The 19,446-nt window shown below is 53.1% G+C and carries 8 protein-coding genes; all 8 read right to left on the bottom strand.

Going from position 1 to position 19,446, the window contains the following annotated elements; translation table 11 throughout:
- Positions 1-86 precede the first annotated feature (86 nt).
- Positions 87-8,483, bottom strand: coding sequence for a non-ribosomal peptide synthetase (locus tag EDM60_RS25565; RefSeq protein WP_122966474.1), 8,397 nt, complete (start codon positions 8,481-8,483; stop codon positions 87-89).
- Positions 8,484-8,582: 99 nt separating this feature from the next.
- Positions 8,583-9,305 (bottom strand): thioesterase II family protein, encoded by a 723-nt coding sequence (locus tag EDM60_RS25560; protein WP_122966522.1) that lies wholly within the window; start codon positions 9,303-9,305, stop codon positions 8,583-8,585.
- A gap of 394 nt (positions 9,306-9,699) precedes the next feature.
- Positions 9,700-10,677, bottom strand: a complete 978-nt coding sequence (locus tag EDM60_RS25555; protein WP_122966473.1) for an LLM class flavin-dependent oxidoreductase — start codon at positions 10,675-10,677, stop codon at positions 9,700-9,702.
- A 62-nt stretch (positions 10,678-10,739) separates the two neighbouring features.
- Complete coding sequence (locus EDM60_RS25550; RefSeq protein ID WP_122966472.1) at positions 10,740-11,024, bottom strand: acyl carrier protein; 285 nt, start codon at positions 11,022-11,024, stop codon at positions 10,740-10,742.
- Positions 11,025-11,104: 80 nt separating this feature from the next.
- Positions 11,105-12,139: a BtrH N-terminal domain-containing protein gene (locus EDM60_RS25545; protein ID WP_233454163.1), complete on the bottom strand. Its 1,035-nt coding sequence runs from the start codon at positions 12,137-12,139 to the stop codon at positions 11,105-11,107.
- Positions 12,140-12,199: 60 nt separating this feature from the next.
- On the bottom strand, positions 12,200-14,620 hold the full coding sequence (locus EDM60_RS25540) for an ATP-binding cassette domain-containing protein (RefSeq protein WP_122966470.1): 2,421 nt from the start codon (positions 14,618-14,620) through the stop codon (positions 12,200-12,202).
- Positions 14,610-15,089, bottom strand: a complete 480-nt coding sequence (locus tag EDM60_RS25535; RefSeq protein ID WP_122966469.1) for a type II 3-dehydroquinate dehydratase — start codon at positions 15,087-15,089, stop codon at positions 14,610-14,612. The genes EDM60_RS25540 and EDM60_RS25535 overlap by 11 nt, the downstream gene beginning before the upstream one ends.
- A gap of 32 nt (positions 15,090-15,121) precedes the next feature.
- Positions 15,122-19,435 carry a beta-ketoacyl synthase N-terminal-like domain-containing protein gene (locus tag EDM60_RS25530; RefSeq protein WP_122966468.1) on the bottom strand — a complete coding sequence of 1,438 codons (4,314 nt, stop codon included), beginning with the start codon at positions 19,433-19,435 and terminating at the stop codon, positions 15,122-15,124.
- Between the last annotated feature and the right edge of the window lie 11 nt (positions 19,436-19,446).

Here is a 19,446-nt window from a genome sequence, read left to right as displayed (position 1 = left end):
TTCTCCTTTAATCCTGTCATTGTCCAAAGCGGGAGCAGCCATCGGAAGCGCGAGGCACTCCGGACAGCTGTCTCCCCGATGGATTTTTACCGTTTTCCCCGTTGCTGGCGCAGGCTTTTCCGCAGCTCGCCCCGCTGCGTGCTTTGCTGCAAGTAATCGGTTTTGCTGATCTGTTTGTCCTGTAAAAACGAAGCCAATGAGCGGATCGTCGGATATTTGAACAAGTCGGCCATCTCAATCGTCGTTTGCCATTCCTTTTCCAAACGGTTTTGCACTTGCATCAGCAACAGCGAGTGTCCGCCCAGCTCAAAAAATCCGTCGTCTACGCCGACAGGCTCTTTTCCCAATATGTCTTGCCAGATGCTCACGAGCAGCTCTTCCATGCGATTTTGCGGAGGAACGATGTGCGAGCTTCTCGGTCTGTTGGTCTCAACGGCTGGCAAAGCATTGCGGTCGATTTTGTTCGGGCCGACCATCGGAAACGATTGCAGTTCCAGCCAAAAGGACGGAACGAGATAGCTCGGCAGCAGTTGCTTCACTTGGCCGATGATCGCTTTTTCCGCTTCGCTTTGTTTCAGCACATAGTAGGCGACAATCACCGGCTCGCCGTTCTCGTCATCGATCGCTTTGACAACGCTTTTCAACATGCAATCCAGCCCGTCGATCACGCTCTCGATCTCGTTCAGGTCTACGCGGTAGCCGCGGATTTTCAGTTGCGAATCGTTTCGGCCGTCGTATTCCAGGCAGCCGTCCGGCAACAGTCGACCGTAGTCACCGCTTCTGTACAGCCTGCCCGTCCCTGTTCGCGGATCGCCGACAAAAGCGTTGGCCGTCTCTTCCGGCCGATTCCAGTAGCCCGGAGACAAGTAGTCGCTTTGATAAAAAAGCTGGCCCGATTCGAAAATGCTCACTTCCCGGCCGCTTTCGTCGAGAATCCGCAGCTCTATGCCATCCACGACATATCCGGCTGGCGTTTTGGCCTGCGGGACGGCCATGTTTTTGTTCATGATGTAAAAGGAAATGACCATCAATTCGGAGCAACCCAGGAAATTGACAAACAGGCAGTCGTCCGCGCATTTTTGCCTGTACAACTCAAAGTCGGTGCCGGAAACGACCTCGCCCCCCAGCAAAACCATGCGGATATGGGGAAGCTGTACAGCATCGTCCAGATTCTTCATGAAAAAGCGGAAGACGGAAGGGACGGAATGGAACAGCGTAATCTGCTCCTGATTCAGCCAGTGCGCGAATCGCGGCATGCTTCCGTCCAGCTTGAAATCGTAAAGATGCAGCGCAGCCCCGTTCAGCAGGCTGCCCAAAATATCGAGAATGCCAATGGCGTGACTGTACGAAGTCAGCAAGGCGATGCGATCTTGCGAATGAAGCCGCAGTTCCTTGCTGAGCTGCGCCAGATAGTAGTAGACGTTTGCATGGCTCTGCATCACTCCCTTTGGCCTTCCCGTGGAGCCTGACGTATAGAGGATAAAGGCGATGTCCTCGCCCTTGATGCTCAGTTCCAGGTTCTCTTCCGAAGCACCGCCAGTTTCTTCCGACAGATTGATCGTGGTCATGTCGAGCATCGCCTTGCCCGCCACTTCTGCTGCCAAAGCGAGGTTTTGCGAATCGGTCAGCAGGATGGCCGATTGCGCATCGCCGAGCATGTAAGCCAACCGCTCTGCTGGAGCGCTTCGATCCAGCGGCACGAAGGGCACCCCTGCTTTCAGCGCGCCGATCAAGGCAACGGCCATGTCCAGCGTGTTGCCAAAGAGCAGGGCAACAGGTGCGTGTCCGCTTGTTTGAGCCGTACGCTCTGCGATTTTCCGGGCAACGCGATTCGCCCTGGCATTGAGCTGTCTGTAATCCAGAACAGCGGAGCCGTGTTTGACGGCGATCTGGTCGGGGTACTGCGCGACTTGCTGTTCAAACCGCGACACGACCGTTGCAGCAGGCTCGTCGAAGGAAAAAGGCTGGTACTCGCAAGACGGCACAACCGCCTTTTCCCTGCCCCGCACTTCGCTTTGTTGCAAAATCGGCAATTCGCCGATCAGCAAGTCCGGATTTTGCGTGATGCTCGCAAGCAATTTGCGGTACTCGGCAAACAGGTACTCGACCGTCTCCTGCCTGAACAAGTCTGTGCGGTAAAAGCATTCCAGACAAATGCCTGCGCCTGTCTCGTATAAATGGATATTCAGATCGGCTTTCGTTGTTTTTGCCGTGACCGGATACGCAGAGAGCTGCAAGTCTCCGTCATGCGTTCCTGCATCCTCTGCCCGGTTTTTCATGCTCTGGTAGTTGAAGATCGTATCGTACAAAAAGGTGCGGCTCGGGTCGCGCTTCACGTCGAGCTGATCCAAAATCAGTTCAATGTGGAAGTCCTGATTTTCCAAAGCTGCCAGCAGGCTCGCCTTTACTTCGTGGAGGAAGCCGCGGAAGCTTTTTTCCCTCTCCGGTCGATTGCGCAGGACGAGCGAATTGACGAACATGCCGACGATCTCTTTCACGTCCTCGTGGTTTCGGCCTGCTTGCGGAATGCCTACCAGTATGTCCGATTCTCCGCTGAGTCTCGCCAGCCAGGCGTAATAAGCCGCAAGCATCGTCATAAACCAGGTAACCTGTTGTTCCTGGGAAAATTTCTTGATGTTCTCGCTCAATTGTTGATCCAGCTCTACAATAATCCGGTTGCCGTCAAAGCTAAGCGAAGCCGGGCGGGGAAAATCTGTCGGCAGATGCAGGACAGGCAATTTCCCTTCCAGTTGCTGCAACCAGTACGCTTTCTGTGCCCGGTAAGCGGCTGACTGGGCAAACGCGTGCTGCCACTCGGCGTAATCTTTGTACTGGACGGCCAATGGCGGAAGCGACTTGCCGCTGTACAGTTCCGCAAAGTCTTTTATCAACAAATTAATGGACGTTCCATCGGAAATGATGTGATGGATGTCGAGTGCCAGAACGCTTTTTTGTTCCCCGAGCTTGATCAGCCCTACGCGGAACAGCGGTGCCTGAGTCAGATCGAACGGCTGAATAAACTGTTCCACATCGCGCTCCACGGAATGCTCATCCGATGTCAGCGAGATTACCCGGAAGTCAACGTGCGGGTGCACTATCTGGACAATCTCGCCGTCCACTGCTTGAAACGAGGTACGCAAGCTTTCATGTCGCTCGATGATTTTCGCAAATATGCGTTCGATTTTTTCGGGTTCAATCGATCCTTCCAGCAAAACAGCGGTCGACTCGTTGTATCCCACTGTATTCGGGACAAGCCCCTGCAAGAAAAAGACCCGCTGTTGCGCAAGCGAGGTCATGTAATGAGGCTTGGCAGCAACTGGCGCTATGGCCTGCTGTCTTGCCTGCTGGTTGTTTTGAATAAATGCCGCGATGTGCTCAATCGTTTTTTCCTGAAAAAAGTCTGTCAGCGTCATATTGGCATGGAACTGCTTGCGGATGCTCGTGCTGACGTGAATCGCCTTGAGCGAATCGCCGCCCAGTTCAAAAAAATCATCCGCTATCCCGATTGGGGCTATGCCTAAATCATTTTCGTAAATGGCGCACAGTGCTTTTTGCAAGTCAGTTTGCGGCGGGACATACTCTACGGATAGCGGCGGCCTTTTTCCCTGAATCCGTACGCTCGTCGATTGCTGCTCGTCGCTCCTGCCCCATCCGTCCTGATTGCTGTCGCGCCTTTTCTGCACACGGCTTTCGAGGTCTGTCGTGGAAATGATGACGGTAGAAGCGCCAGACGCGAGCATTTTGCCGAATATTTCACGTCCCTTTTCCGGCAAGATGCCGACCTGGCCGAGATCATGTCCAGATGTGCCTGCCGTCATCCATTTGGCGAGATCGAGCGTGATGCTTTGCCTGTTTCCGTCGCTGATCCGTTCGGCGACCGAACCGGATACGGCGATCATCGTGTAGTTGCGAATCTCAACGAGCACACGTCCCGCCTCGTCCATGATCTGGATATCGAAGCTCGCCAGGCCGTCTTGCGGGAACTCTACGTCCAAATACTTGCAGTAGCTGTAAATGCGCCGCGGCATTTTGCCATAAACGGCAAGCGATTCGTAGGACAGCGGAATGAACATTTCTGTCTTGTCGATAAAGCCGAGCAAAAAGCTCGTTGCCGAGTCGAGCATCCCCGGGTGCAAGTGATAGTCGTCCAGATCGGCTGCATATTTTTCGGGCAGCTCAATCACCGCTAGTCCTTCTGCTTTCCCGGCCATGACCTGGCGAATATTGCGCCATCTTTCCCCGAAGATCAGATAACCTCCGTGCTTCTTGTGATCCGCGTCGGTAAACAGCACATCCTTATCGGCACAACGCTCTTTCAGCGCTTCCAGATTGACGGTCTCAAGAGGCTGCTCGACCGTCTCGACTGTCCCGGTAACATGAGGCAGCCATGTATCTGCTTCTGGACGCATACGGCTGTACACTGTAAACGAATAGCCTTCACTACTATTCGGAGTGAACAGAAGCAGCACTTCTTTTTCCTCTTGCTCGCGTACCGTTATCGGCGTCTGGAAATGCACGTTTTGCAGGACGTAAGGCTTTTTCAGCATGCTTTTGCCGGCAGCTTCCCGCACCATTTCGATCAGTGCCGTTCCCGACAGCACCCCATGTTCCTCTGTGCGATGATCCTGCAAAACCCAGTGCTGCTGCAAGCTGAGTCTGGCAAAAAACAGCTCTTTGCCCCCCGCCTGAAAGCTGTAGTCAAACAGCGGATGCTCCAGCGCTTGCTTCGAAGCTGGCGCGATCCCGGACTTGACGGCCATCCCTACGTTTTTCCATATATCCCATTTCAGATTGGTGAAAGCCACTTTGCCTTCCCGGTTGCGATAGTCGGCATACGCGTCCAAAAAGGCATTGGCCGCATTGTAATCGGACTGCCCGATCATCGGGGAAATCGTGCTGATGGACGAGCAGAGCACAAAAAAGTCCAGGTCGTTTTCCCGCAGAATCCGGCTCAAATTCAGGCAACCCGTGGCTTTGGAGTGAATGACCCGGTGCGTCGCCTCCTTGGTTGCCTGCTGGATCAAGCTGCTGCCCGGAAGCCCGGCGGCATGGATCACACCTTGAATCGCTCCTGCTTCCTGCTGGGCGCGCCGCAGTGTCGCAGCAAGCGCGGAGAAGTCGGACACATCCGCCTGATAGACGAAAACTCGCGCTCCTTTTTGCTCCAGCTTTTGCATGCGGGCGATTTTAACCGAGATTGGGTCTTGCTTGCCGTGATCCCGCAGCCAGTTGCCCCACTCTTCTTTTGCAGGGAAGAACGACCGCCCTACAAGAATGATGCTGGACTTGCATTGGCTGGCGATGTAATCGGCCAGCTCCAGTCCGATGCCGCCGATTCCCCCGGTAAGCAAATAAACGCCATCGTCTTTGAGCTTTGCCCCCGAACGGGATACGGGCGATGTCCGATCATAGTGGGGAAGCCATTTCGCCTTTCCGCGCAGAGCGAACAGCTCATCTTGCCTTCCCTCGATCTCTTGCAAAAGCTGATCGACCAGACCAGAAGCGACAAGCTGCTCCTGGCCGGAAATATCGATCAACTGGCAGCTTCGATCGGGAAACTCCAACGGAATGCCGCGAACGAGGCCAAGCAGCGTCGCTTTCCAAGGGTTAATCTCTTCGCTGCCGAGCACATCAAAGAGACGATTCGCCACGACAGCAAGTTGAATCGCCGTCGAGCCATCCCGTTCATCCAGCGCTTGTACGAGATGCAGGAGACTGTCGTAGGTTGCTTCCAGCATGCGCTCTGCTTGCTCCTGATCCTCTTCCACGAAGTCTTCTTCTGAAAGCGAGAAGTACAGGATCGCATCCGGTTCCGCTTGCGCTTTCTGATCAAACGCTTGCAAAGCATCTTGGTAGGCTGCTTTGCTGTTATCTGCCAGCCCGTATCCGTTGTCAGCCCCAGCGACAGGAGCGCCGTTCCGGGCTACAAAAAAGGGCTGCTCAAAATGGCGCTTGCACGCTTCCACAACCGCTTCGTCCAGCCTTGTATCGTGGAAAATGATTGCGGACCGCCGCAGCTTTGGCGCAGACTTTGCGGACGATTCTGAAAACGCCGCCCGTTTCCATGTCGGTGCGTAATACCAATCGGCGGCATCCTTTTGCGCCGACGCCTGCTCCTTTATTTGCTGCAAAAACGCGTTCCCCAGCTTTACCGGGTCATCATCCAAAAAGTAGCGATTCCGCTCAAAAGGATACGTAGGCAACGGAATCCGCCCTTTTTCCGCTCGTTTATGCAACGCTTCCCAATGGATAGTTGCTCCCCTGCTCCACAGCTCCCCGATCCATGTCCAAACAGCAGCTTCACACACAGACAACGAAACCCATTCCTGCACAGGCAAGCCAGCGTAATCGCCTGCCGTTTCTGTGTTATTTCCTAGGAAAGCGACGATCGTCTTCGGCGTTTGGCAAAGAGCGGCAAGCCCGGCTGCAAACGAGAGCGGCGCAGTCAGCGCTGCATGCCAAAAGCTGCGATCCTGGCAATGCTCGCGGAACAGCTTTTCGCCGTTTCCGGCAGAAAACAGCGGGATGCGCGGTTGGGAAATCGGGTTCTCCGTAATCGCTGTGATCTCGTTATCCAGGAAAGCAACAAAAGCATGCTCAAGCGCTACTGCCTCTGCCAGCGTGACCGCTACGAAATTTCCGCTTCGGAAGCCAACGATTCCGAAAGGCTGCTCCTGGCAAGCGAACGTGACTTTTGCAAAGGCATATACAAACAGGAAGTGGATCGCTCGAAGCTGTGTCGCGTCCTTTACCCCCGGAGCAAACAACTGTTGCAAATCCAGCTTGCTGTGCGAACCGATTTTGCCCAGACATTGCGTCATTTCCTCTCGAAACGGTCGGTAGTTTTGGTACAGTGCGAGCGCAAGTTGCGCGATGTGCGCATCCCCGCTAATCTCCGGCACGAGATACAGGGCAGTCGCTTCCCCCTTTTCCACGGTGCGGAGCGGAAGACTTTTCGCATCCAATTGCAGAAGCAGCTCCTGATAACTTCGCGCAATCAAATAAGCACGATTGGACAAAGCCATTCTCCCTGCTTGCAGCGTATATGCGGCATCGCGCAGGTCGATATTGGGCTGTTGCTTCAGGTGGCTTTTGAAGCGGCTGATTTGCTCCTGCAAAGCCGTTTTCGTTTTGGCGGAAAAGACAAACAAGCGAGCTTCCTCTGTGGCTGCTCGCTTTTCGCGTATGGGCGCTTCTTCCAAAATGACATGCGCATTCGTCCCGCCGATGCCAAAGGAGCTGACGGCTGCCCGGCGCGGAGTGGCTGCCTGATTCCAGTCGCGCAAGGAATGATTGATGTAAAACGGCGTATTCTCGAACTCGATTTTCGGATTCGGATTGAGCACATGAAGCGACGGGGGAATTTGTTTGTTGTCCAACGAAAGAATCGTTTTGATCAAGCCTGCAATCCCAGCCGCTTCATTCAGGTGCCCAATGCTCGACTTTACCGAGCCGATCGCGCAGTACGCCTTTTTATTCGTTTGAAAAGCTCGTTTGAGCGCTTCGACTTCGATGGAATCACCAATTTTCGTCCCGGTCCCGTGGGCTTCTACCATGGTGATGGATTCCGCATCCACTTCCGCCATCTGGAGCGCTGCTTCGATGACTTCTTTTTGCCCTTGAATGCTCGGGGCAGAAAAACCAGCCTTGCGATGGCCGTCGTTATTGATCGCTGATCCTTTGATGACGGCGTAAATATGATCCTGGTCCTTGATCGCGTCCTGCAACGTTTTCAAGACGACCACTCCCGCGCCGTCACTGATGAGCGTCCCTGCGGAAGAGGCGTCAAAGGCGCGGCAATGACCATCTGGCGAGTAAATGAGGTCGTCGGAATAGTAGTAGCCTTTTTTCGACGGGAGGGAGATGTGGACACCGCCCGCAACCGCGATACTGCACTCGCCGTTTAGCAAAGCCTGGCTGGCCAGGTGAACGGCAACCAGCGACGTCGAGCAAGCGCTCAGCACGGAGACGCTTGGACCTTTCAACTTTAACTTGTAGGAAATAGATGTGCACAGGTACTCGCGAAAGCTTACATTGAAAGTGGGGTTCTCATTAGCGAGCATTTGTCTCAGCAGCCAGTTTACATTTTCGGTACTTCCTGCGTACAAGCCGATCTGGCCTTTGTACACCTCAGGATTGTAGCCCGCATGCTCCAGGGCGTTTAGGACCACTTCGTGAAAAACTCTGATTTGCGGGTCCAGTACGGTTGCTTCACGGGGGGTATAATCAAAGAAGGCCGAGTCAAACTGGTCGATCCCTTCCAGATACCCTTTTGCTTTTACATAATTCGGGTCGTTGCATAGCGCTGGATCGATTCCGGATTGCAGCATTTCCTCCTCGGAAAAAAACGAGATCCCTTCGACTCCATTTTTGAGATTGTCCCAAAATTGGTTGGCATCATTTGCTTTTGGAAATTTGCAATCCATGCCAATGACAGCGATTTCCAGCCCTGTATACGTCTGATCGTCGTATTTATGCCCCATGGTAAACTCCCATTTCCCTTTTCAAATTTGTTTACAGCCAAAATAAAACGAACCCTTCACCAGTCACTGGCAAGGGTTAGCTGCTCGCATACGCGCGTCTTATGCAGTTAAGGTGCGATTGATAATTTCAATCACTTTCTCTTCTTCCTCGTGGATGAAAAAATGTCCGCCGTGGAGGGTCACGATCGTACAGGATTCGCTTGTGTACGCTCTCCATTGGCTAATATCGTCTGCCGTCACGAGGTCATCGTCATCGCCTGTCAAAACCGTCACATTGATGTCCCACATTTCCGGGGCCGCTTCCAGCAAATAGTTTTCGACGTTTTTGTAGTCGCCCCGCAGAACAGGCGTGAAAATTTGCATCAGCTCCCGGTTTTCCGCCACTTCCTTGGGCGTGCCGCCAAGCTGGATGATTTCCTGGATGAACTCGTCATCCGGCAAGTGATGAATCTTTTTCTTGTCGCGAATATGCGGGGGATACATCCCGGATAAAAACAGATGGCGCGGCTTTTTCCAGCCGTGCTCGCAGATTTGGTTCATCAGTTCACAAATGTACAGCGTTCCCATGCTGTGTCCAAACAACGAGTATTCGCCATCGCCGTTCTGCTCCCTGATAAACGGAAAAATGTCTTTGACACCATCTGGCAAGGAAGGATAAAAAGGTTCGCGAAAACGCCGCCCTCTTCCCGCCAGCTCTACTGGCACCAGCTCAATTCTTGGGTCCAGCCCCCGTTTCCACTTGCTAAAAGCAGTGGCCGATCCGCCTGCATACGGCAAGCAAAACAACTTCATGCAATCCATAGAGCCGCTATTATTTTCCACTTTGTTTTCCCCTTTGTTCAAGCCAAGCATGATTGATCAAGCCTATTTTCGGGCATAGCTCCGCCATTTCGTGTATCGAATCTGTATACACTACACCATGTCGTATGGCCCCTGAGTTACTCTAATGTGCCTAAGCTTCAATAAAATACATCAGGTTGTTTTGACGAGGATATAGGAAAAAACTTTCCCTCTCGTTCGCTTTCATCTGGCAGGGCAAGTTTTATCACAAATAAATTTTAGAAAGATAACTTTTGTCTGGCTAAAGTTATCTTTCTAAAATCACCGTATATCATGTATAGTTCAAAATAACAAAAATGCATTTATATGGAAACCATTACGAATATACTACCTCATGCCCGTCCTCCTTGTCAATGCGAGGAAAGGTTGGCTGTTTTTAGGAAACAGGCTGAACCGCGTCCATCACGCCTGCTCGATCAAGCACCTGTCTCACATGATGCAAATCTTCCTGGGAACGTATGCAGCTTAAAATGACATGCTTGATTCCCAGCTCTTTGTATTGGCGGAAATAGCTCGCCACCTCGTCGTAAGAGCCGACCAGCAACGGTCCGCGGAACGCCTTGCCTTGCTCGACAGGAAAATAAATCCGCTCTTCTTCTTCCGTATAAAATCCGGCCATTCTCCCCTGCTTTTTCACAATTTGCATGAAGCGCATCGGAACTTCCTCTTTGGCAATCTCCAGCGCTTCCTGAGAAGTCGGGCGCGCGATAATCCCCAGCCGGCAACACAATTCCACATGGGAGTCGTAAAGAATGTCAAAGCTTTTGACAAGCTGCGAGACCGGGCTTGCCAACTGGATGGCGACATCGACCGACTGGTGGGCAGCCTTTTGAAACAAAGTGGAAGCGCCTGGCATAAAAATAATCGGCTTCAAATCTTCCTCGACCTTGGCAAACACTTGCAGGTCATGATAGGTGAAGTATTTGCCTTCGTAGGTCAAAGGCTCATTCGAGTCGAGCAAGGCTCGCAAAATCTCGATATATTCGACCAGCCGATCAAACCGCTCTTCGGCCGGAACCGTATCATGGACTTGTCTAAGCTCCGATGGCGATTGACCGGGGATCATATTTAGCGCCACCTTGCGCCCGAACAAATGAACAAGCGAGTGGATCATTTTCGCTGCTGTGAACGGCGGAATCGTATTTGGCTGCAAGGCGATGATCGGCAAATGCTCCTTCGTAGCCTGTAAGGTGCTGGTCGCCACAATCCACGGATCGAGAGTCGTGTGCTGATAAAACAGCAAGGACCCGGTAAAGCCGTTTGCCTCCAGCAAATTCGCGGCCTCATGGATGATCTGGAGCTGATTTTGGTCATTGTGATGGAGCCACATCGGTAAATCTGCATAAAATTTCATCGGTTTTTCCACCTTTCAAAAGAAATGATATGCTCTGGCAAAAGAGCCGAGCGGTTGGCGTCTTACTGGCTCACTTTGCCCTCGATGTAGGCAATCAACTGCTGGATCGTTTCAAAAAGTTCGACATTTAACATGTCATCGTCAAATTGAAACCCAAATTCGTTTTCAATCGCTACCACCAAGCGAATAAAGCCGAGCGAGTTGATCCCGACATCCTGCAAGCGAATGTGCTGGGAAGAGAAATCAATTCCGCTCTGCTGCACTTGTTCTGGACCTACTTGCAGCTCTTGCATCTGGCTCATGTAGATGTGCACCAATTTTTCTTCAATTTCGTTTTTGGTTATCATCCAAGTATCCTCCGTTCATTGTTTGGAAAATAGAAAAGACTTTGCTCTGCTTGGGCAAACGGCCGAGGAAACGCGAAAAACTACAATAGTTGCGGCTGATGCCTTTTCAGCACGCTCAAAAACTCCTCGATCGCCAGCGCTTCCGCTTCCGCTAGTTCATCGAGATACCGCATGATTTTATGCAAGGTCGCCTCTTCCTGCTGCATGTAAAATTTCAGCATGAGATTGCGCGTATTCCGCGCTTTGCGCTCAATCTCGCCATACGCCGCACGAAGCTGATTGGGCGAGGTCAGATAGTCGGTGTGTTCCTCCATGTACTTGATCCGGGCTACCATCAAGCTTTTGTGCTCCCACAAGCTGTGGACGTGACGAACGTCGAGGCTGGCCTTGCCCGCAAGCAAGCGCTCGTAATAGTCTTGCAGGCACGGATAGGTGTCCAATCCGTAGGCGCAATGATCCCACGGATTGGCAACCATGCGAAATCGCCTGGACGTGTTGCTCGACTTCAAATATTCTTCCAGCGTTTCCTGCACCAATGCCAGATCAAACTCATACGCTCCCGCATCCTTCACCTTGTACAAGTAGATACGATTGCAAACGGCCTGGTGATCAATCTGGGCGATGCTGTCATACGCCAGCGCAAAGTCTTGGAAGGACGCGCTCGTCGTGGCCAGCATCTGTTTGTCTGTAAAGCCGAGCAATTGAAAGGTTTCGTTCTGAAGATCGACTCCGTGCACCAGCACATCGTGGGAGAAATGGCTTTTTTGATAGACCGCGCGCTCGGGAATGTAAAACTCATCGACATTCAGGTACACATAGTAGCCTTCCAAGAGGCAATCGCGAACGAAATCGACGATGTTTCTGTTGACGATGCCCATCGTGCCCCGCTGCAATTGCTCGACGTGCAGCCATGGATTCAGCGTGTAGTCGTGAATGTAAAAGGTAAACGGAACAGGCGGATCAGGGCGCTTGTCGAAGCACACCTGGATAAAATTGCTGTATAGCCAGGGCAGACTTCGTTTGTCCTGCAAGACGATACATAGAGGAAAGGCAAAAAATTGATAGCCGTAAATGGGCGGCTGGACGACTGGCAGCGTTACGCTCTTCACAAGCATCTCCTCTTTTCCGTTTCGAATCAGGATTTTTCGTGCATGGCTACAAGCAAGCTGTGCCTTTTATTCCAAAAAGGGAGCGATCATCGAGCCAGCCAGCTTCTTGATTTCTGCGGGCGCTCCTTTGGCGATGATTTCGCCGCCCTTGTGGCCCGCGCCTGGTCCCAGCTCGATCAAGTAGTCACAATAGGAGAGCACGTACGGATCGTGCTCGATGAGCAGGACAGAGTGCCCGCTTGCGATCAGCTTGCCGAGAATCACCAGCAATTTTTCGGTGTCATAGTAGCTGAGTCCGACAGTCGGTTCATCCAAAATGTACAAGTAGCTTCCTTTGCTGCTTTTCCCCAGCTCTCTCGCCAATTTCAAGCGCTGGGCTTCCCCGCCGCTCAATGTAGTGAGGCTTTGCCCGATGAGGATATAGCCCATGCCAAGCTCTTCGATTGTGCCGAGCATCTTGCTGATTTTGGCGTGATCCTGGAAAAACTCGTGCGCTTCGGAAATCGACATTTCCAGAATGTCGGAGATCGTGCGCTCTTTGTAGCGAACTTGCATCACTTCCTGCTTGAATCTCTTGCCTCGGCAGGAAGGGCACGGATCGCTGAACGTCAGCTGCCCCAGCCATCTTTTGATATGCCCGTTTCCGTTGCAAACCGGACACGAGCCTGTCGAGTTGAACGAAAAAGAGCTGCGCGTAAACTGAAGGGCGATGGCCTCCTCCTGCATGGAAAAAATATGCCGGATGTGGTCCCACACCCCCAAAAACGTGGCTACGCAAGAATTTTCATGGCGGCGTGCCAGCTTTTGCGTAACGACGATGCAGCCATCAATGTTTTCGGCTCCGGAAAGCTTGGCGTCGGCTTGCGCATGGGCAAAGTCGTCGTCGTGCTCCTCTTCTTCCTCCACCAGCGGTTTTTGCTTGCCCGCTTTTGCCTTGAACGATGACTGGAGCTTGGGAATGAGCGTATCGATCACCAAGGAGCTTTTGCCGCTGCCGGACAGTCCGCTGATTCCGACGATGGCGTGCAGCGGTATATCGACATCGATGTTTTTCAGGTTGTTTGTTCGCGCGTTTCGGATCGACAGCTTGGCAGCGGACGCGTCCACACCGCATGCGTATTCTTTGCGAGGATGCTTTTTCTCGCGCAAATACTGGGCAGTGATCGAATTGCGGGAATGGAGAAAGCCGGGGAAGCTCCCCTGATAGACGATCGTACCGCCAAGCTGGCCAGCCAAAGGGCCAAAGTCGATGATGTAGTCGGCATGCTTGATGACGCTTTCATCATGCTCTACGACAATGACCGTATTTCCCTGTTGCTTTAACCGATGAAAGCTTTCGATGATCTTTTCTTTTTCCTTTTCGTGCAATCCGGCTGTAGGCTCGTCAAAAATGTAGATGATCGAATCGACCTTAGCCGACAAATGCGACATGATGTGCAGCCGCTGGGTCTCCCCTCCGCTCAGCGTCGGGATTTCGCGATACAGGTTCAAATAGGACAAGCCGACCGTCTCCAGACAATCCAGCTTGCGCAAAATCTCTCCAAGCAAATGGGCAATAAAAGGAGTATGCGGCCGCGCCGTCTGGTAATGCCGGAGGAACGCTGCCAGGTCGCCTACGTTCATTTGGCTAAGCTGTCCGATATGCTTGTTTTCGATCGTGATGGAAAGCGCTTTTGGTCCAAGCCGGAACCCTTGGCATCTCGTGCACGGCCGCGTCGTCTGTAGATCGGGAATTTGCTGTACGTTGATCTTTTTCAGCTTTTCTTCAATGACGACACTGACTCCGTAAAAGATCAGGTGGCCTTTGCTCTGCGTCCGCTTGGGGCGATAATGCAAAAACGTTTCCTTGGCTTCCCTCGGCAAATCGGCAAAAGGCGTGTCCGCGCTCAACTGAAAGTGCTTGGTGAAATTGTCCAGCCGCTTGTACACGTACTCCTTTTCCTCTTTTTTCGCGTTGGGGAATTGGTAGGCGAACTGATGCCAGCGTTCAATCGTTTCGCGCTCAGACGGCAAAATCTTCTCCACGTTCACCTCGACCACGCTGCCCCGCCCTCCGCAAGCCGGGCATGAGCCGTGCGGAGAGTTGAACATGAACAGCCCCGGCACAAATTCGTCCAGTTGGTAAGGGCTTGCCTCTTTGCCCGCTCGTTGTCCCTCCTGGGCATAAATGATCGCCAACAAGTTGAGGATGCGGGTGACGGAGCCGACGACCGATCGCGGGTTCAGATTGCTGACCGTTCTCTGCTGTACGGCAATCGTCGGACTCAGTCCCTGGATCATGTCAAACGAGTCGTAGTGCAGCACATCGTGCGCAATGCCCAGCGCTTCCAAATAAATGCGCTGTCCCTCGTGATGCAAGGTGTCAAAAATAAAGCTGGATTTCCCCGACCCGCTGACTCCCGTGACCACGATAAATTGCTGCTTGGGAATCGTCGTTGTAATGTTTTTCAGATTATGCAGCTTGGCGTTGTAGACTTCAATGTGCACCCGTTCTCCATTCCTTCCCACTGATCGATGTTCGCTGTTCCTTGACGTGCTGCATGATCCCTCGCAAACCAAGCTCGTACACATTGGCCTTCAAGCCGATCACATGTCCCACAGCGTTTGCGAAAAAGATCGATTCAGCATGCCAGCCGCCCCGTTCAAAAATATTGGACATGTGCACCTCGACATAGGGAATGCCGACTGCGGTCAACGCGTCCAGTATTGAGTATCCGGTCTTGGAGAAACCCGCCGGATTTATAACCACACCGTCCAGGGCATGCAGTTGCTGTTGAATGAAATCGACAATTTCCCCTTCGTGATTGGATTGAAAAAAGAGGACGTCCACTTGCCATTCACCAGCCAGTTTGTTCAGCCTGTCCTCGATTTGCTTCCAGGTGACGGTCCCGTAAATTCCGGTTTCCCGCAATCCGAGCAGATTCATGTTCGGTCCATTGACAATGGCAATTTTCATATCGTTAATCATTCTCCTACGTGGCATGCGCCCTACTTTATCTGATTTTTTGCCTCTGCCCACAAATCGGCGACTCCGTCAGCGCTGGGGATAGCCACCAGCAGACGTTTCACTTCGTCCAACAATTGCGCGACAGTGTCGTGGGCAAATTGGTTGCTGTCGTATTCGGCCCGGATCGTAAAGTGTTCCTCTCCCGGGTTGACAAACAGGCGCAGCGGAAGATGGAGTTGACCGCTGCTCTCGGCTTGAAACGGCCTTTGCTCGCCAGCTTGCCCCTGAAACGGGAAATGCGTATACACGAGGCTTCGCGTGTTGATCACCGTTTGCAAAAAATCGAGCGGGATTTGCGACCACTGGGCAATTTGCTGCAACGTAATGTACTCGTAGCGCCTGATGGTCACGATTTTTTTCTGCAAGGCGACAAACCACGCTTTGACCTGATCGGTGTCGCTGTAGGTCAGCCGGACTGGCAGACTGTTTGTGAACAATCCGACCATTTTGTCCATTTGCTCGATTTCCGGGACCCGTCCCGATGTAATCATCCCGATCAGCACGTCATGCTGTGCGAACAAGCGCGCTTGCGCCAATCCCCACGCACCTAAGACTACCGTATTTATCGTTAATTGGTTCTTTCTGGAAAATTCTCTTACAGTATAGACCTCGTCTTGCGCAAGGGCAACACTTTTCACAGCACTCACGTAGCTGTTTCGCTGGCTTGGTGTCGTCTGCACAAACTGCTCCTGATAGCGGAACTTGCCTAGCTCCTCTGTCCAAAAACGCTTCGCTTCCTGGTCATCCTGCCGTTTTTGCCACTTCACATAGTCGAGGAAAGGAGTCGCCTGCATGTGCGGCTCGCTGATGAGCGATTCGCCAAGCTGATAGTTTGCCCATACTTCCTGCAAAATGAGATTCATGCTCCAGCCGTCAAACAGGGAATTTTGATAGGTCCAGACAAATTGATAGCTTGCCTTGCTGTATTGGATGAGCTGGAAACGCATCTGCGGAACTTCATCCACCTTGAAGTTTTGTTGTCGTTCCTCTGCAATCCATTCGCCCAAAGCGCGCTGCTGCTCTGCCTCAGACAGTTTTGTCCAATCAAGCACGTCGATAGAAACCTCTACTTGTCTTTTCACGAATTGCACCGGGTTGGATATCCTTCTCCAGATAAACCCGGTTCGCAGCACAGAATGGCGGTCGATCACTCTCTGCCAGGCCATCCGGAAATCGTGGAGCCTCAGTTCCTCCGCAATCGGGAACGAGAGCACGTTGACAGTGCCTTGTCTGGCGTGAAGAATATTGTGGTTCAAGACAAGCAGCTGCATGAAGGTCAGCGGATAGACGCTTTCCACTTCTTGCGCATCCACTGTACCCCGCAAAATTTCCTGATCGGCCTGACCGATGCTGAAAAACAGCGTGCCTGGCGTGACATCTGGCAGAGCGTTCCCGGATGATTCGCTGTTGCTTTCCAGGCTGATCTGCCTCGCCTGCTGCTCCTGTATGGTCAGGTCTTCCCCCGCCACTGCTTCCGTCGACGGCTGGCTGTCGCTTTCCAGTCGAATTTGCTTCGCCAATTCCTCCATCGTCGAGTAATCAAACAGCAGATCGGAGGCAATCTCAATCTGCTGTTCTTTCAACCGCGAAGCGAACTGGATGGCCGTCACGGAATCGCCGCCCAGGTCAAAAAAGTCGTCATGGACGCCGATTGGTTTTTTGCCGAGCAGTTCCTCTAAAATGGTACACAGCCACGCGGCCATGTCCTCCTGTCGCTGCTGACGCGGCGGCTGCGCGGGAGCCGAAGCGCTGACGAGCGGTGCGAGCTTTTCTGCGGGAGAGTCAGTAGAAAAGCTCGCCAGCAGTTCTTCCAGTTGCCGCATCTGGAGCGCATTTAGCGTGTAGCTGGCCTGTCCGTCCCGGATGAACTGGTCGCCCTGTTTGATCAGAAGCGCAGATGGAGACAGCCGCTTTTCGCTGCCAGATGTGTCCACAGGCGCTGCGAACGATCGCTCAATCCAGTAATACTGCCTGTCAAAAGCGTACGTCGGCAAAGGCAGTCGGCGCGGGTGCTGTGGCGCATGGACGTTTTTCCAGTTGATGCTCGCCTTGTACAGCCACAGTCGCCCTAACGAGCCAAGCAGCGTTTTGCAGGCGGATTCGCTTTCCGTGGAAGCAGGCAAGGAAGGCAGCAATGGCGCGGAGTGGAACTGTTCGCTTGCTGCCAGCCGTTCAAGCTGCTTGTTCCCTGGACCGACTTCGAGAAACACGGGCTTTTTCACCTGGGCAAGTGCAGGCAAGCTGGCGACATCCATCCCTTGACCGGAAAAGCCGAGCAGCTCCCGCCAATAGTCCAAGGAGGTCGCCTGTTCTTCCGTTATCCACGTGCCGCTTCGATTCGACAAGAACGGAATCGTCGGTTGAGCAAGCGCGATGTCTGCATGGAAATCCCCGCGGAAAAACAGCAGCTGCAAAGCGTCTTCCCAAGCCAAAACGCCTGCGAGACACGCACTGACGTACTCCCCGAGCCAATCCCCCGCCATCGCTTTTGGCGCCACTCCCCAGTGAAGCCATAGCTGCGCCAGCGAGTATTCTAGGATGAACAGTGCGATTGTGCCATGGGGCGAATCATTGTCCAGCATCGCGTTGGCATCCAGCCGAAACATGCGTTCCGCGAACCGGAAGCATTGATTCATCTGCTCCCGCAAGAAAGGGATTTGCTGATACAAGTCGCCATGCGTGGCGCTCCCTGCTGGTGAAAAGACAAAAACGACCGCCTTCTCTTCCGCGCTCCCCTCTATCTCGTTGCAAACGAACCGCAGCTTCTCTGGATGGGCAAGCGCCTCTTGCCCATGGCACAGGACAATCCCGCGAAAATCGAACGACTCCCGGCCTGTTTGCAGCGTGTAGGCTACTTGTGCGAGGTTAATTTGCGGATTTTCCCGCAGAAAAGCGAGCACATTTTCATAGTTGCGCTGTCTCGCCGCACTTGTTTTCCCCGAAATCGTCAGCAGTTGCCACTCGTTCGCTTCTTCCCGGAAGTGCATCGCTGGAGGCGCTTCGACAATTACGTGCGCATTGGTCCCGCCGATGCCAAACGAGCTGACGCCAGCCACCCTTTTGCTTGCCTCCGCACGCCAGCTCACCGGGGTGTTATTCAACCGGAACGGGCTGTTCTCCAATTCGAGCTGCGGATTCGGCTTTTGCAGATGCAAGAGCGGCGGGATCGTTTCGTGGTGGATGGCGAGAACGGTTTTGATCAGGCCAGCGATGCCGGAAGCGGTGTTCAGATGTCCCACATTCGCTTTGACCGATCCGATGTAGCATGGATCGGCCGGATCGCGCTCCTTGAAAACTTCCTTGAGGGCCGCCATCTCTACCCGATCCCCCAATTTCGTTCCTGTGCCGTGTGCCTCCACATAGCCAATCTCGTGCGGAGTCACTCCGGCCACTTCCATCGCTTCGGAAATGACTTGAATCTGGCCCTCGAACCCGGGAGCGGTGTATCCCACTTTGCCTGCGCCGTCGTTGTTAATGGCCGAACCGCTAATGACTGCGTAAATATGATCCTTGTCCTGGATGGCCTCATCCAGCCTTTTGAGCACAATCACGCCCACGCCATCGCCGAAGACAGTTCCTTCCGCTTTTTCATCGAAGCAGCGGCAGTGTCCATCCGGCGATTCGATGCCCCCTTGCTTGTACAAATAGCCATGCTTGCCGAGAAACTGGACAGACACGCCTCCCGCCAAGGCCATGTCGCACTCCCCGTTCAGCAAGCTCTGGCATGCCAGGTGCACGCTCACCAACGAGGAGGAGCAAGCCGTCTGTACAGAAAAGCTCGGGCCAGTCAAATTCAATTTGTAGGAAACGCGTGTCGTCAAAAAATCTTTGTCGTTTCCGACCTCGATTTGGCGATGGTCCAAAATGCGCAGCAAGTCGGGACGGCTGACCACATGCGTCAAATATTTGTTCGCCCCGATCCCGGCGAATACGCCTACCGCTCCGTCAAGCTGCGACACGCTTTGTCCGGCATCCTCCAGCGCATTCCAGGCAGCTTCCAGAAACAGGCGCTGCTGGGGATCAATGATTTCCGCTTCTCGCGGCGTATATTGGAAAAAGGCTGCATCAAACCATTCGATCTCTGTCAGTTGACCGCAAGCCGGCACATAGTCCGGCCGATCGAGCAGAGCCGGGTCTACGCCCGACTCCAACAGCTCCTCTTTTGTGAAAAAGCGGATTCCTTCCACGCCTTCGACCAGATTGTGCCAGTACCGCTGAATGTTTTCCGCTTGCGGAAATTTTCCCGCCATGCCGATGATGGCGATTTTCTCGCTGAGCGCATGAGCATTTTCCATCGCGATTTTCC

The sequence above is a fragment of the Brevibacillus parabrevis genome, from assembly GCF_003710905.1.
GTDB classification, from domain to species: Bacteria; Bacillota; Bacilli; order Brevibacillales; family Brevibacillaceae; genus Brevibacillus; species Brevibacillus parabrevis.
Note: the sequence above shows the minus strand (reverse complement) of the source record. Positions and strands in the feature narration are given on the sequence as shown.

Coding starts and splice junctions, on each gene's coding strand:
- EDM60_RS25535 (WP_122966469.1), bottom strand. CDS start 15,089: ATGAAAATTGCCATTGTCAATGGACCGAACATGAATCTGCTCGGATTG.
- EDM60_RS25530 (WP_122966468.1), bottom strand. CDS start 19,435: ATGGAAAATGCTCATGCGCTCAGCGAGAAAATCGCCATCATCGGCATG.
- EDM60_RS25545 (WP_233454163.1), bottom strand. CDS start 12,139: ATGCTTGTGAAGAGCGTAACGCTGCCAGTCGTCCAGCCGCCCATTTAC.
- EDM60_RS25555 (WP_122966473.1), bottom strand. CDS start 10,677: ATGAAATTTTATGCAGATTTACCGATGTGGCTCCATCACAATGACCAA.
- EDM60_RS25550 (WP_122966472.1), bottom strand. CDS start 11,024: ATGATAACCAAAAACGAAATTGAAGAAAAATTGGTGCACATCTACATG.
- EDM60_RS25565 (WP_122966474.1), bottom strand. CDS start 8,483: ATGGGGCATAAATACGACGATCAGACGTATACAGGGCTGGAAATCGCT.